Genomic DNA, 14249 nt, shown 5'->3' on the forward strand with positions numbered 1-14249 from the left:
CTCGCGCGCCGATGTTCAAGGGGCTTAACCTTCACCCATCGGTGAAGGTATCGGGGACGGTGTGAAGCCGCGAGGAATTCGCCCGAGGTTTCGGTTGCATCCTGCCATCGGTATCGACACTGGTCGCGGCGACGGGCCGCTACGTCGAACAGGCGGTGACGCAGCGTTCGCGCGCGTTCAGGTCGCACGTGTTCTGGGCGGCCGCCAATTCCGGGAGAGAATGTTTGCGATTTCGTGTGCCGACCTGCGTGCTTGCCAGCGCATCCGCCCTGGCGATCGGCGTGACCTGCCCTGCTGCCGCGCAGGATACCGCAGCCGTGCCCGAAACGCCGGAGGCGGCGGCAGACGCGAACGACACGGTCCTGCCGACACCGGGCGGCACGGCAGGCGTGTTCGAGCCTGCCTATTTCACCCAGTTCGCCCCGCGCAACGCGCTCGACATGCTCCGCCGGGTTCCGGGCTTCACCATTTCGGACGACGACAATGGCCGCGGGCTGGGGCAGGCGAACCAGAACGTCATCGTGAATGGCGAACGGCTGGCCAGCAAGTCCGACAGCTTGCGCGACCAGCTGCGCCGCATCCCCGCCGACACCGTGCTGCGGATCGAGATCGTGGAGGGCAATTCGCTCGATATTCCGGGCCTCAACGGACAGGTCGCGAATATCCTGACGTCCAGCACCGGCACGTCGGGCCAGTTCAACTGGCGCACCGGCTTTCGCGCCTACAACACGCAGGCCCAGCTTTACGGCGGGGAAGTTTCCGTCACCGGCAGCAGCGGACGGCTCGACTACACCGTCGCGCTCAGCAACGACAACAACCGCTTCGGGGCGGATGGGCCGGTGGTCATCACCGATGCCTCGGGCGCGGTGATAGAAGTCCAGGACACGAAGTTTTCCGGCCGGTTCGACAACCCGAAGCTGGCGACGAACTTCAACTACGATTTCAGCGATAGCGTCACGGCGAACCTGAACCTTGCCTATGGCGAGGACTTCTTCACCCGCAGCGAACCGGAAATCGGCACGCCCCTGACCGGCCCCGTCCGCACACGCGATGCGCGGCGCGCGGAAGACGGCCCGGAATACGAGATCGGCGCCGACATCGAATTTCCCTTCGGCCCCGGACAGATTAAGCTGATCGGCCTGGAACGCTTCGAACGCGACAATTTCGAATCCCAGGTCGTGGACAGTTTCGACGACCTGTCGCGATCCCGCGGGTCCCGCTTCGTCCAGTCGAGCGGAGAGGGCGAACGGATCGGCCGCTTCGAATATGGCTGGTCCCTGTGGGATGCCGACTGGCAATTGTCGGGCGAGGCTGCCTTCAACCGGCTGAACCGTGTCGCCGGCCTGTTCGAACTGGCCCCTGATGGCGAATTCGTTGACCTGAACTTCGCGGGCGGCAATGGCGGGGTGACCGAAGACCGCTACGAAGCGATCCTGAGCTTCGGCAAGCAGCTGACCCCCGCCCTCGCCCTGCAACTGACCGGCGGGGCGGAATATTCGAAGATCGCGCAGACCGGGTCCGGAGCCAATGCGCGATCCTTCCAGCGGCCGAAGGGATCGGTCTCGCTGTCGTGGAAACCGCGCGAAGACCTCGACATCGCGGGCGAGATACGGCGCAGCGTCGGGCAATTGTCCTTCGGCGACTTCCTCGCCAGCGTATCGCTCGACGATGACAACGAACGGGGCGGCAACAACGAACTGGTCCCGAACCAGAGCTGGAATTTCGATCTCGAGGTGAACAAGGGCCTGGGCGCCTGGGGCTCTGCCAAGCTGGAACTCAGCCACGCGCAGTTCGAGGACTTCATCGACTTCTTCCCACTCGCCAATGGCGGGGAAGCGCGCGGCAATATCGGCGATGCGACGCGCACCCAGCTGGAAATGAACACGACGCTGCAATTCGATCCGCTGGGATGGAGCGGGGCGCGGCTGGAAATACAGGCGATCAAGCGCTGGATGAGCGTGACCGACCCGTTCACCGGCGAGGACCGCCCCTTTTCGGGCGACCTGATCGACCTCCTCGAAATGGACCTGCGGCACGATGTGCCGGGCACGGACTGGGCGTGGGGCGGCGGCATCTTCACGAACAACAACGCCCCCTATTCCCGCCGGTTCGAGACGGGACGCGAGAGCGAAGGACCGGTGTTCGCCAACCTGTTCGTGGAGCACAAGGACGTGTTCGGTCTGACCGTCAACGCGACCTATGCCAACGTGCTGAACGCCCGCAACAACTTCGTCCGCACCGTCTTCGACGGGCCGCGCCCCACCGCGCCCGTGCTTTTCCGCGAGGTCCAGGATCGACGGATCGGGCCGATCTTCCGCTTCGCCGTCAGCGGCAGTTTCTAGGCCTTGCAAGCCAAGGCGCCCGCCCGGTGCCCCGACGCCGCGAAACGGGGGAGCAAGTGGGCGGCTCGCACGTTATACCTCCTGCAATCTTGCGCTTTGGGGGGTAACCGGCGTTCATGGAACTCGATCCACGCATCTTGATGTTCGCGCTGTTCGGCATCGGCCTGATGGCTTCCGTCGGCCTGGAAAAATGGCTGTCGGACCGGTTCCTGTCGCTGCCGATCCTGTATGTCGGCATCGGCTGGGCTGTCTTTTCGCTCCCGCTCGGCCTGCCGGACATCAATCCGACCGACGACGCATTCGACGCGCAATCGCTGGAATACATCACCGAATTCATCGTGATCGTCTCCCTGATGGGCGCCGGGATCGCCATCGACCGGCCCGTCAGCTGGAAGAACTGGCGGCAGATATGGCCGCTGCTCGCCATTGCCATGCCGATTACCATCGCCGCCATTGCATGGCTGGGCTGGTGGTGGGTCGGCTTTGCGCCTGCCAGCGCAATCCTGCTGGGTGCGGCTCTCGCCCCGACAGACCCGGTGCTGGCGCGCAGCGTGCAGGTGGGTCCGCCCGGTGAGAACGAACGTCACGACGTGCGTTTTTCCTTGACGGTGGAGGCCGGACTGAACGACGGTCTCGCCTTCCCCTTTACCTATCTCGCCATTGCGGCGGTAGGGATGACGGCCATTGGCGGCTGGACGCTGGAATGGTTCGCCTTCGACTTCCTGTGGCGCACCTTCGCCGGGTGCGCGATGGGCTACATCGTCGGACGGGTCGGTGCCTGGTACGTGTTCGAACGCAAGGCCGACGAAGGTTACAAGGGCATGGACGAGGACGACAGCGTCGAGCGCGATGCCCTGCCGCTCAAATATTCGACCTCGGAAGGGCTGATCGTTCTCGGCACGCTGTTGCTGGCCTATGGTGCGGCCGAACTCGTCGAAGGATACGGTTTCCTCGCCGTGTTCATCGGCGCCGTAACCGCCCGGCAGAGCGAGAATGCCAGCCGTTATCACAAGATCAGCCACCACTTCATCGACCAGATCGAGAAGATCGTGCTGGTCGCCGTGCTGTTCGCTTTCGGCGGAATGCTCGCCAGCGGGGTGCTGGACGCACTGACCTGGCCGGCCGCGATCCTGGCACTTGTGCTGATCTTCGTGATCCGGCCGCTGGGCGGGCTGCTAGCCGAAAGCCTGAGCGGCCTTCCCCTGCCGGGAAAGCTGGCGGTCGCCTTCCTCGGCATTCGGGGAATGGGGTCGATCTATTACCTCGCCTACGGGCAGAACCACGCAGTGTTCACCGAATTGTCGCTGCTATGGGCAACGACATCCTTCGCCATCCTCGCCTCCATCGTGGTCCACGGCGTGCTGAGCGCGCCCTTCATCCGCATGGTGGAGGAACGCGGGGCGCACATCCACTTCGGCACCGACGGGACGATGGCCGCCTTCGAGGAGCGTCCGGCAGAGTCGAACGGACAGGCCGACAGGTCCTGAACGCAAGAAGGCCCGGCCTCGCTGATGCGGGGCCGGGCCTCCTGGTGTCTTGCCTGAAGCGGCGGCTTACTTGCTTGCCGGCTTATTGGCAGCAGGCTTCTTGGCGGGCGCCTTCTTCGCGGCGGGCTTTTTCGCCGGTGCCTTCTTGGCGGCAGGCTTCTTCGCCTCGTCCTTGTCGCCGGCGCCCTCTGCCTTCTTGGCCGTCGTCTTCTTGGCGGCAGCCTTTTTAGCCGGAGCCTTCTTCGCGGCGGGCTTCTTCGCCTTCGCTGCTTCTTCCTCGGCGTCGGCTTCGATCGCGGCTTCCAGTTCCTCGCGCGTCACTTCGCGGTCGGTGATTTCGGCCTTGTCGAACAGGAAGTCGACGACCTTGTCTTCATACAGCGGCGCGCGAAGCTGTGCTGCAGCCATCGGGTCCTGCTGGACGTACTGGAAGAAACGCTCGCGGTCTTCCTCGCGGTATTGCTGGGCAGCCTGCTGCATCAGCATGTTCATTTCCTGCCCCGAGACCTCGACGCCGTTCTTCTGGCCGATTTCCGACAGGAGCAGGCCGAGACGCACGCGGCGCTCGGCGATCTTGCGGTAATCGTCCTTCTCGGCCTCGATTTCCTTCAGCGCGGCTTCGGTATCTTCCTCGCCCTGCGCTTCCTGCTGGAGCTGGGCCCAGATCTGCTGGAATTCCGCGTCGACCATGCCTTCCGGCACGGCGAAATCGTGACCGGCGGCCAGCGTGTCGAGCAGCTGGCGCTTCATCTGGGTGCGGGTCAGGCCGGCGGTTTCCTGCTCCAGCTGGCCGCGGACCAATTCCTTCAGCTTGTCGAGGCTGTCGAGACCGAGCGATTTCGCGAAATCGTCGTCGATCTTGCCTTCCGCCTCGACCTTCACGGCCTGCACGGTGACATCGAATTCGGCTTCCTTGCCGGCCAGGTGCTGCGCCTGGTAATCTTCGGGGAAGGTCACGGTGATGGTCTTTTCCTCACCGGTCTTCACGCCCGTCAGCTGCTCTTCGAAGCCGGGGATGAACGTGCCCGAACCGATGACCAGCGGCGTGCCTTCAGCCTTGCCGCCTTCGAATTCGGTCCCGTCGACGCGGCCGACGAAATCGATGATCAGCTGGTCGCCGTCCTTCGCCTTGCGGGTCTTGGCAGCGTCCTTGTAGGTCTTGTTGCCTTCCGCGATGCGGCCCACGGTCTCGTCGACCGCTTCGTCGCTGACCGGGACCGTCAGGCGTTCCAGCGTCAGGCCGTCCGTATCGGGTGCCTCCACGTCGGGGAGCACTTCAAGCTCGACCGTGACTTCGGCGTCCTTGCCCTGTTCGTACCCTTCGCCCAGCGAAATTGCGGGCTGCATGGCCGGGCGCAGTTCCTTTTCCTTCATCAGCTCGTCGACGGAGCTGCGGATGGTGTCGTTGATGACCTGCGCGTGCAGCTGCTCGCCGTGCATCTTGCGCACCAGGTTGGCCGGGACCTTGCCGGGGCGGAAGCCGGGCATCTTGATCTGCGGAGCCACCTTCTTGATTTCCGCATCGATCTGCTTCTCGATGTCGGCGGCGGGGATGGTCAGCGCATAGGCGCGCTTGAGGCCCTCATTGGTGGTCTCGTTGATCTGCATGGGTCGTGCCTTTGAACCTTCAGGTAAATATCGATTCGATGCGGGTGGCGTCGCGACCGGGCCTGGGGCGGCGTAACTGGTGCGGGCGAAGGGACTCGAACCCCCACATCTTGCGATACTGGTACCTAAAACCAGCGCGTCTACCAATTCCGCCACGCCCGCATACCCGAACGAAGCCGCGCGCGAACCGACATGGTCCGCACGCGTGAACGAGCGCCTGTAGGCGGCAAGGGCTGAAAGGGCAAGCGCTTGCACGAATGCGCGCGCCCTCGCCTCGTCGCCGAACCGTCTCGTACCAGCCGTGGCGCGCGCGTCGCCGCGGAACGCTGCGACCCCGGACGGCGTTGCAAGGGGTGAAAGGACCACACCATGGGACAATACGACAAACCCCGCATCCCGCCATCCACGCCGCCGGTCATCGCGCCGGACGCGGATGACGAAGAAGCCGCGCATGCGCCTGTCGATGGAGACAGCGCGAAGAGCGGCAGCGTGGAATCGGCACACTCGCCGGTCGATGCGGATGCAGCCGAAAGCACGGGCGATCCGGGCGCCCGCAAACTTGCCGGTCGCAATGCCCTCAATGGCGGGGGCGAACAGACCCTTGACGAAACCGACCCCGATTATGAGCCGGATACCGGCCCGGAAAAGAAATAGAGGAATTCAGCATGGCAACCCAGCCCGATCCCGGTCCCGACACGATCGAACCCGTAGCCCCGCCCGAGCATACGCCGGATTCGCTGCCGGAAGCACCGCCCTCCCACCCGGGCGAAATCCAGCCGCCATCGCCCGATATCGCCGAGCCAGGCGTCCAGCCGCAGGAAACACCGCCTCCGGCACAATAGGAAAGCGGGAAAACGGGGTCGCCGCGTCACGCCGGGATTGTCACCGGGCGCCGGCGGCCTTATCCGCGCGGGCCATGAGCGAAGAAAACACCTCCCCCGACACCGGCCCCGAAACCGGTGCAGCCGGCAATGCCAGCGACACCCCGCCGATGACCCTTTCGGTGCACCCCCGCAGCAAGTTTTTCGACCAGGAAGCCCTGCAGCGCGGCGTCGCCATCCGCTTCAAGGGCAAGCAGCGCACCGATATCGAGGAATATTCGATACCCGAAGGCTGGGTCCGGGTGCAGGCAGGCAAGACCGTCGACCGGAAGGGCAATCCCCTGCTGCTGAAGCTGAAAGGCCCGGTCGAGGCATGGTATGAAGACCTGGGCGAAGACGCCCCGGTGGCCAAGGCCGACTGAGCGAGCACCGGCCCGCCGGTGGGCGGGCCTCAAGCCTGATTTCTAGTCGTAGCGCGCAAGGACCTGCGCGATGGGATCGCGTGCCTGCGCCCCGGTCCGCTGGCCCTGCGATTTCCGCTGGCTTTCCTGTTGCTGCGGCACAAGCGGTTTTGCCTGCCTGTAACCGCGCTGAGGCGGCAGCGGCTTCGCCTGGCGATAGCCAGCAGGCGAAGCACCGCCGCGAATCGCATCGAACGCGCTAGCAAACTGCCTGGAAGGCGCGCGCGTCACCGCGACATGGGTTGGCGGGGAAACGACGCGCGGGCGAGCAGCGGGTGCGCCGTCGCCGTAGATGAAGCCGTGAACCGGCCAGCGCGTCTTGCCCAGCGCCTGGAGCGGGGCATACCAGACACGCACTTCGCTCCAGTCATTGCCCGGCGACACGTCGATCGCCTTCACATCGCGTTCGATCTGTCCGCGGCGGCCGTTGATGGGCGACCAGTTCGCATGATCCAGAAGGACAGTGCGCGAATCGATGACTTTCGACACTGCAGCGACATGGCCCAGCTTCATCTTGCGATGCGGGCGGAACGCCATCACCGCGCCGACACGGGGCCGGTTGCCACGCTCGTACCGCGATGACGCCTGGCTCCACCAGGTATGGGCATCGCCGAATATCCGCACGCCGCTGACCTCGCGGGCATAAGGCACGCATTGGAGATAGGCGGGCAGTTCCCGGGCCTGCAATGCGCCTCCGCCTGCACCGGACGGCAGCGGGATCGCGGGCGCGCCGAGCAATGCGGCACCGATGGCGAGGGGTATGATCAGCTTCGACATGGGCGTACCAAATGCGCCGGTAACCTTCACACGCACCTTCGCGTTACGGTTAACGCGATTTTACGATTGGCGACCGATATGCCGCCAGCGCTTGCCAACGGCGTCCGGAGGGGCCACCTGCGGCAGCATAATGCGCCCGACAGTCATCATCATCGGCCGGCCCAATGTCGGCAAGTCCACTCTGTTCAACCGGCTTGTGGGCAAGAAGCTCGCCCTGGTCGACGACCAGCCCGGCGTCACGCGCGACCGGCGCATGGGCGATGCGGAACTGGCGGGGATGAAATTCACCGTCGTCGACACCGCCGGCTGGGAAGACGAGGACCGCGAGACCCTGCCCGGCCGTATGCGCGCGCAGACGGAGGTCAGCGTCGAAGGCGCGGACGCGGTGCTGTTCGTCATCGACGCGCGCGCCGGGCTGACCCCGCTGGACGAGGAAATCGGCCGCTGGCTGCGGACCGTGGACGTGCCGGTCGTGCTGGTCGCCAACAAGGCCGAAGGCAAGGCGGCCGAGGCGGGCATCCTGGAAAGCTATTCGCTCGGCCTCGGTGAACCGGCGGGCATTTCGGCCGAACACGGGGACGGCGTGGCCGACCTGTTCGAGGGGCTGTGGCCACTGATCGGGGAAAAGGCCGATGCCGAGGAAGAGGCAGCCAGCGCGGCCCGCATGGCGGACGATGGAGAGGATGACGAGGACGCTCCGCTCGGCCCGCTGAAACTGGCCATTGTCGGGCGGCCCAATGCCGGCAAGTCCACGCTGATCAACCGGATGCTGGGCGAAGATCGTCTGCTGACCGGGCCGGAGGCGGGCATCACCCGCGATTCCATCGCGATCGACTGGAAATGGACCGATCCCAAATCGGGCGAGGAACGCGACATCCGCCTGATCGACACGGCCGGCATGCGCAAGAAACGCAACGTGACGGAAAAGCTGGAGAAGCTGTCCGTCGCCGATGCCCGCCGCGCGGTCGATTTTGCCGAGGTCGTGGTGCTGCTGCTCGATGCGACGCAGGGGCTGGAGCACCAGGACCTGAAGATCGCCAGCTTGGTCCTGGAAGAAGGCCGCGCCCTGATGGTCGCGATCAACAAGTGGGATATTGCAGAGGATCCCAGCGCGCTGTTCAATGGCATCCGCGCCGCACTGAACGACGGGCTGGCGCAGGTACGCGGCCTGCCGGTGCTGGCTGTCAGCGCGAAGACCGGCAAGGGTATCGACCCGATGCTGACCGCCGCGTTCGAACTTCGCGAAAGCTGGTCGAAACGCGTGCCGACCTCCGCGCTCAACCGCTGGTTCGACGATGCGATGGAGGCGAACCCACCTCCCGCCCCGGGCGGTCGTCGGGTCAAGCTGCGCTATATCACGCAGGCGGGAACACGCCCGCCGCGCTTCGTCATTTTCGGCACGCGGCTGGAATCCCTGCCTACCAGCTATGAACGCTATCTTGTCAACGGCATCCGCGACAAGCTGGGCTTCGACGCGGTTCCGGTGCGCGTCGTGCTGAAAAGCCCGAAAAACCCCTACAACGCCAATCGCGGCGGGGGCGGCAATTACAGCACCGGGTCGAAGCGGGACTGACCACGCGGGATCAATCGGCCGATCACGGCCAAGCGGAACTGAGAATGCTCGAGATACTGGCCGAAATCGGTATTGCCGACGAAATCATCCAGCGCACGTCCAGCACGGCGCGCGTGCAGCAGATCGTGCAGCTAAGCCTTGCGCCGGCCTTCCTGCTGGCAGGCATCGGGGCCATCATGAACGTCATGACCAACCGGCTGATCTGGGTTGCCAACCGGATCGAGCGTATCACGCGGCTGGACGAAGAAGGCCGTGCCGGAACGTTGGTCAGGGACCTGCCTTCGCTCGAAAAACGGCGCAATTACGCGCAAGGTGCCGTGATGTTCAGCACGCTGGCGGCCCTTACCATCAGCGTGGTGATTGCCCTGCTGTTCATTTCCGCCTTCATCCGCCCGCAGATCGGGACGTTGACTGCCATTGCGTGGATCATCACCATGGCATTCCTGGTGATCGGCCTCGCCATGTTCGCGATCGAGACGCGCACGGCGGCGCATCGCAATCATGAGCGGTTGAAGGAAGCAAAGGCCCGTCGCCGCATGGACCGGGCAGAGGCCGAAGCCGAGGCCGCCGCAGAAGCCGCCTCGGCGCGCAAGACGGATTAGACGTTGTTGGCGCCCGGTGCGCCTGCGCCCGTGTGGCCCTCGCCTGCCGGGCTGCTCTGCAACTGGACGTAGTTCTGCAGGCCCATCCGTTCGATCATGTCGAACTGCGTCTCGAGGAAGTCGACATGCTCTTCCTCGCTGGCGAGGATGTTCTCGAACAGCTGGCCGGACACGAAGTCCTTCACGCTCTGGCAGTAATCGGCCGCCTCGCGCAGGAGCGGGATCGCCTCTTCCTCCATCGCCATGTCGGCGCGCAGGATTTCCTCCACCGTCTCGCCCACCTTCAGCTTGTGGATCGCTTGGAAGTTGGGAAGGCCGTTGAGGAAGAGAATCCGCTCCGCCAGCCAGTCGGCGTGCTTCATCTCGTCGATCGATTCGTGGCGTTCGTATTCGGCCAGCTTGTCCACGCCCCAATCGGCCAGGACACGGTAATGCAGCCAATACTGGTTGATGGCTGTCAGCTCATTGGTGAGAGCCTTGTTAAGATAGTCGATGACCTTGGAATCGCCCTTCATGGCGCTGCTCTCCAATATGGCGGAACGGGGGGTGCGTGCGCCGTATCATGGGCGCGCGCCATGGATTCTGGCAAGCCTGAAAATTCTAGAAAATGGCGGAAAACCGCCATTTGCGAATGGTTTTCAGTAGCGCCGGACCCGCTCAGGCCGCAGCCGGCTGCAGGCCCAGTTCGCGTTCCTCGAACAGAATGGCGTCGGCCTCATTCAGGCACGACCCGCAATTGGGACGCTTGCCCAGCGCGGCGTAGGCCGCTTCCGCATCACCATTCGTACGGCGCGCAACACGGCGCAACTCTGTCTCGCGGATGGCATTGCAAATGCAGACATACATTGGGGCGCGTCTCCTGCGATTGATTCGCAAGAGCATATTTATGCGACTACTTCGCAATAGCAAGCCCAGTGACGAAATTCGCCCCGGCTGTGTGTGCGCCTGTCCCTCAACGGCGGAGGGGAAACAGCTTCCCATAAGTCAGGCAGCGCCACAGCCATTCGAGCGGGCCGTATCGGAACCGCGCAAGCCACGGCGCCGACCAAGCAAGCATCGCCGCACAGCCGAGCAGGGCAACCCCGTACAGCTCCGTCCGCCCGAGCTCTCCGAACAGGCCGAGGCCCCAGCCGTGGAAGACCAGCATCATCACGGCCGATGTGCCGAGATAATTGGTGAAGGCAGCGCGGCCGGCGGCGCTGACCCGCGAACCGAGCCAGCCGGCCGCGTGCGGGGCCGCCAGAGAAAGCAGCGCGGCGAGCCCCAGGACCATGGGGAGCCGGGGCAGGAAGGAGAAGCCGACCATGGCCGCCTGCGTGCCGTAATAGGTGAAGCCGTTATCCCTGACCCACAGCGCAATCAGCAGCGAGACCGCTCCGCCGCCCAGCAGCCCGATCCAGCCCCACATTCGCTGACGCCCGGGTTCGAAGCCGCCGCTGAACAGCCCCATCCGGTACAGCGCCATGCCGACCAGCATCAGGGGAAGCGTCTCGAACAGCCAGATGAAGATGAAGAACCCAAGGTCCGCCGTGTGCGTCCCGACCATGTGCGCGACGTAATCTCCATAGTCGCCGCCCCGGATGAGCTCCGTCTGCACGGCGCCGTCGTCCAGGGCGATCTGCTTTCCTTCCTCCAGCGACGGCGCGACCATTTCCAGCGCGCCGCCTTCCTCGCCCATCGGGGTATCGGCGGCCAGTGTCAGCGGGGCCATCATCGCCCCGTACAGGACCGCACCGGCGACATAGCCGAGCAATCCCAGCACCAGTTGCTTGTGCGCCTCCATCCGCAGGAAAGCGAGCGCGACCAAACCGCAAACGGCGTAGGAAAACAGGATGTCGCCGCGCCAGATCAGGAAATAATGCAGCAGGCCGAACAGCATCAGCCAGAACAATCGCCGCGCCTGCAGGCCCCTGCCCTGCCCCCGCGCCCACGCCTTTTCCATGAACAGCATCATCCCGGCCCCGAACAGCAGGGTGAACAGACCACGCATCTTGCCATCGATCAGGACGAACTGGGCAACCCACATCCAGTCCTCCGCATCCGAGTGCGGGAAAGTGAAGGCATCGGGATACATGTAGGCGGCGAATGGCTGGCCGAAGGCGACGATATTCGCCCACAATATGCCCATCACCGCGATCCCGCGAATGAAGTCGAGGCTCGCAATGCGCTGGGTGTCGCCCGCGGCGATCGGCTGGGCCTGATCCGGCGGGGTCTGATCCGGCGGAGCATTGTCCGTCAAACCTACAAGCTGCGCATCTGTCGTCATGGTCACCCCCGCTCTGCCGACTGCTTTAGCAGTCCGGGGTGGGGAAGAAAGTCATTTGGCGGCGCAGGCCCCGCGCCCCGACCGCAGCGGTCCTACCGAGTGACGAGACAACTCTGCCCGCTGCGTTTCAATGCGTTGCATGCGCTCTGAGCGTCGCCGCGCGAGGCATAGCCGCCCGCCTGCAGCTTGGTCAGCCGCCCTGCATCCACGAGCAATTTCTCTCGCCCGAAAATCTCGCTGCGCGAGGAAAGCCGCGTCCACAGCCGCTCGGCATTGTTCCTGACGGAAAAGGCGCCGAGCTGCACCTTCCACGGACCGGTAGCTGCCGGGGCGGGTGCGGGGGCCGGTTGCGGTTCCGGTTTCGGCTCCGAACGCGGCGCGGGCGTGGCGGCAGCGATGGCCGCGGGCGCGGGCGCAGGGACCGGTGTCGCCGCTGCCGTGCCGGTCGCAGTGCGAACCGGAGGACCGCTGGCAGGCCTTGCGTAGTTCGCACCGGCCAGCGCCGGGCTTTGCGTCCCGGTCACGCGCTGGGCCTCTGCCACGGCAGCCTGCGCTGCGGCTACGGACGGCGCCACGCTGGCCGTCGGAATGGGCCGGGGTATGGCAGCCGCGCCGCCAGTGGCGCGTGCTGTTGGCATGGTCGCTGCCGCGCGGAGGGCTTGCGGGGCAGCGGCGGCCGGAGGCGGCGCAACGCTGTTCGCCGTGCCGCCGGCAAGGTCTGCTGCGGCAAGCTGGCTGGCGCGCCGCGCATCGGCATCCCGCTTTATCGTCGTGGCGACAGTCTGCGCCTGTTCGCGCTGCTCCAGCGGGATGAACTCGTCCATCTGCGTGATGGCAGGCGCGGCCTGCGGCAGGCCTGCGGAATTGGCAAGCGTGAGCAGCGCATAGGCGCGCACCCAGTCCTTCTCCACCAGGTCGCCGTTGAAATGGGCAATACCCAGGAGATACTGCGCACGCGGATCGCCGCGATCGGCGGCGGCGCTGACATAGGGCATTGCCTCCTGCCGGCGTCCGTCCTGGAACATCAGCAGGCCGAGATTGTCCGCCGCTTTCAGGTGGCCCTTATCGGCTGCCTTGGCGTAGAACACTTCCGCCTGCTTCTCGTTCGCCTCCACCCCGCGTCCGAGGCGGTAGGCCTGTGCAAGGTTGAACTGTGCGTCGGGGTCGCCCTTCGCCGCCGGGCCGCGCCATTCGGCCACCGCCGTGTCATAATCGCCCCTGCTCCATGCATCGACGCCGGTCTTCACGTCGGCAAGCGCCGGCGCGGCAACGGCCAGCGGCGTCATCGCGATACATGCCATCGCGGCAAGGCGGAAATGTGCTCTGGCAGCCATGATCGGCCCTTTTCTTCCCGGGATCCAGCAATCGAAGTAGCCTGACATAGTGAACAGCCCGTTAGCAAAGCATTTATGCCCCCGCGCCCGCACCGACCTTGTCCTTAACGGACCGTCATCGCTGCCCCCGGCACGCCAGTCTTAACCCAAAATTAGGGGTATCCTGCGATTTCCCTCCGCAGACCTCCGGCGACAGGCGCTGGGGACCGTTTTGGAATTTATCAGGGGGACCAGGCCTTGCGAGTACTGGCATTGGCATCGCAAAAAGGCGGATCGGGCAAGACCACCCTGTCCGGCCATCTGGCTGTTCAGGCACAGAGGGCCGGGGCCGGCCCGGTCGTATTGATCGACATCGATCCGCAGGGCTCGCTTGCCGACTGGTGGAACGAGCGGGAGGCGGAATATCCCGCTTTCGCCCAGACCACCGTGGCCCGCCTTGCAACCGACCTGCAGGCGCTGCGCCAGCAGGGGTTCAAGCTGGCCGTGATCGACACGCCGCCCGCCATCACCATGGCCATCCAGTCGGTCATCGGCGTGGCCGAACTGATCGTCGTACCCACCCGCCCCAGCCCGCACGACCTGCGCGCCGTCGGTGCAACGGTCGACCTGTGCGAACGCGCCGGGAAGCCGCTGGTGTTCTGCGTCAACGCGGCAACGCCCAAGGCGAAAATTACGTCCGAAGCCGCCGTCGCTCTCAGCCAGCACGGCACCGTCGCCCCGATCACATTGCACCACCGCACCGATTTCGCAGCCTCGATGATCGATGGCCGCACGGTCATGGAAGTCGATCCCAACAGCCGTTCCGCTGCCGAAGTGACCGCCCTGTGGGGGTACCTCGCCGACCGGCTGGAAAAGAATTTCCGCCGCACCGTGTTCGCCGCGCCGACCCAGGCCGCCGCGCAGCCCGGCACCTATCGTCCCGCAGGCGGTTTCGGCCGCCGCGTCGCGTCCTGATCGCCGCGGAGGGAAAAGGGACAG

Annotated in this window: 15 protein-coding genes and 1 tRNA gene; 9 read left to right on the forward strand and 7 right to left on the reverse strand. The window is 65.1% G+C overall.

Going from position 1 to position 14249, the window contains the following annotated elements; all coding sequences use genetic code 11:
- The first annotated feature begins 224 nt into the window (after positions 1–224).
- A complete protein-coding gene (locus tag ACGHJ7_RS07550) occupies positions 225–2342 on the forward strand; it encodes a TonB-dependent receptor plug domain-containing protein (RefSeq protein WP_390476013.1) in 2118 nt (705 codons plus the stop codon).
- A gap of 116 nt (positions 2343–2458) precedes the next feature.
- Positions 2459–3829: a cation:proton antiporter gene (locus ACGHJ7_RS07555; RefSeq protein WP_390476015.1), complete on the forward strand. Its 1371-nt coding sequence runs from the start codon at positions 2459–2461 to the stop codon at positions 3827–3829.
- Between the two features lie 66 nt (positions 3830–3895).
- On the opposite strand, the gene tig is transcribed toward ACGHJ7_RS07555, so the two are convergent.
- Both tig and ACGHJ7_RS07565 read right to left on the reverse strand, forming a co-directional pair.
- Complete coding sequence (gene tig, locus ACGHJ7_RS07560) at positions 3896–5437, reverse strand: trigger factor (protein ID WP_390476017.1); 1542 nt, start codon at positions 5435–5437, stop codon at positions 3896–3898.
- Between the two features lie 77 nt (positions 5438–5514).
- Positions 5515–5599: transfer RNA gene (locus ACGHJ7_RS07565), tRNA-Leu, on the reverse strand.
- A 207-nt stretch (positions 5600–5806) separates the two neighbouring features.
- Here ACGHJ7_RS07565 and ACGHJ7_RS07570 point away from each other — a divergent pair.
- The 3 genes from ACGHJ7_RS07570 to ACGHJ7_RS07580 all read left to right on the forward strand — a co-directional run bounded on the left by ACGHJ7_RS07570 (position 5807) and on the right by ACGHJ7_RS07580 (position 6680).
- Entirely contained in the window at positions 5807–6091 is a 285-nt protein-coding gene (locus tag ACGHJ7_RS07570) for a hypothetical protein (protein ID WP_390476019.1), read from the forward strand.
- Positions 6092–6102: 11 nt separating this feature from the next.
- Positions 6103–6279 (forward strand): hypothetical protein, encoded by a 177-nt coding sequence (locus ACGHJ7_RS07575; protein WP_390476021.1) that lies wholly within the window; start codon positions 6103–6105, stop codon positions 6277–6279.
- Between the two features lie 74 nt (positions 6280–6353).
- Positions 6354–6680: a DUF3297 family protein gene (locus ACGHJ7_RS07580; protein WP_390476023.1), complete on the forward strand. Its 327-nt coding sequence runs from the start codon at positions 6354–6356 to the stop codon at positions 6678–6680.
- A 42-nt stretch (positions 6681–6722) separates the two neighbouring features.
- On the opposite strand, the gene ACGHJ7_RS07585 is transcribed toward ACGHJ7_RS07580, so the two are convergent.
- The gene (locus tag ACGHJ7_RS07585) at positions 6723–7496 is read right to left on the reverse strand and encodes a CHAP domain-containing protein (RefSeq protein ID WP_390476025.1); all 774 of its coding nucleotides are present in this window, start codon (positions 7494–7496) and stop codon (positions 6723–6725) included.
- A 130-nt stretch (positions 7497–7626) separates the two neighbouring features.
- On the opposite strand from ACGHJ7_RS07585, the gene der reads away from it, so the two are divergent.
- Together der and ACGHJ7_RS07595 are read left to right on the forward strand one after the other, a co-directional pair.
- Complete coding sequence (gene der / locus ACGHJ7_RS07590; RefSeq protein ID WP_390476027.1) at positions 7627–9069, forward strand: ribosome biogenesis GTPase Der; 1443 nt, start codon at positions 7627–7629, stop codon at positions 9067–9069.
- A 44-nt stretch (positions 9070–9113) separates the two neighbouring features.
- Positions 9114–9671 carry a DUF2721 domain-containing protein gene (locus ACGHJ7_RS07595; protein ID WP_390476028.1) on the forward strand — a complete coding sequence of 186 codons (558 nt, stop codon included), beginning with the start codon at positions 9114–9116 and terminating at the stop codon, positions 9669–9671.
- On the opposite strand, the gene bfr is transcribed toward ACGHJ7_RS07595, so the two are convergent.
- Positions 9668–10186 (reverse strand): bacterioferritin, encoded by a 519-nt coding sequence (bfr, locus tag ACGHJ7_RS07600; RefSeq protein ID WP_390476029.1) that lies wholly within the window; start codon positions 10184–10186, stop codon positions 9668–9670. The genes ACGHJ7_RS07595 and bfr overlap by 4 nt on opposite strands.
- On the opposite strand from bfr, the gene ACGHJ7_RS07605 reads away from it, so the two are divergent.
- Positions 10185–10316 (forward strand): hypothetical protein, encoded by a 132-nt coding sequence (locus ACGHJ7_RS07605; RefSeq protein WP_390476030.1) that lies wholly within the window; start codon positions 10185–10187, stop codon positions 10314–10316. The two genes, bfr and ACGHJ7_RS07605, sit on opposite strands and share 2 nt — an antisense overlap.
- Positions 10317–10328: 12 nt before the next feature.
- Here ACGHJ7_RS07605 and ACGHJ7_RS07610 read toward each other — a convergent pair whose 3' ends face one another.
- From ACGHJ7_RS07610 to ACGHJ7_RS07620, 3 genes are all read right to left on the reverse strand, one after another.
- Positions 10329–10517 carry a bacterioferritin-associated ferredoxin gene (locus ACGHJ7_RS07610; RefSeq protein ID WP_390476032.1) on the reverse strand — a complete coding sequence of 63 codons (189 nt, stop codon included), beginning with the start codon at positions 10515–10517 and terminating at the stop codon, positions 10329–10331.
- A 106-nt stretch (positions 10518–10623) separates the two neighbouring features.
- Positions 10624–11937 (reverse strand): DUF418 domain-containing protein, encoded by a 1314-nt coding sequence (locus ACGHJ7_RS07615; protein ID WP_390476034.1) that lies wholly within the window; start codon positions 11935–11937, stop codon positions 10624–10626.
- Positions 11938–12029: 92 nt separating this feature from the next.
- The gene (locus tag ACGHJ7_RS07620; protein ID WP_390476036.1) at positions 12030–13271 is read right to left on the reverse strand and encodes an SPOR domain-containing protein; all 1242 of its coding nucleotides are present in this window, start codon (positions 13269–13271) and stop codon (positions 12030–12032) included.
- A 237-nt stretch (positions 13272–13508) separates the two neighbouring features.
- On the opposite strand from ACGHJ7_RS07620, the gene ACGHJ7_RS07625 reads away from it, so the two are divergent.
- A complete protein-coding gene (locus ACGHJ7_RS07625) occupies positions 13509–14225 on the forward strand; it encodes an AAA family ATPase (protein WP_390476037.1) in 717 nt (238 codons plus the stop codon).
- Positions 14226–14249: the final 24 nt, after the last annotated feature.

The organism is Altererythrobacter sp. MTPC7, from assembly GCF_042851395.1.
In the GTDB taxonomy this organism is placed as follows: domain Bacteria; phylum Pseudomonadota; class Alphaproteobacteria; order Sphingomonadales; family Sphingomonadaceae; genus CAJXSN01.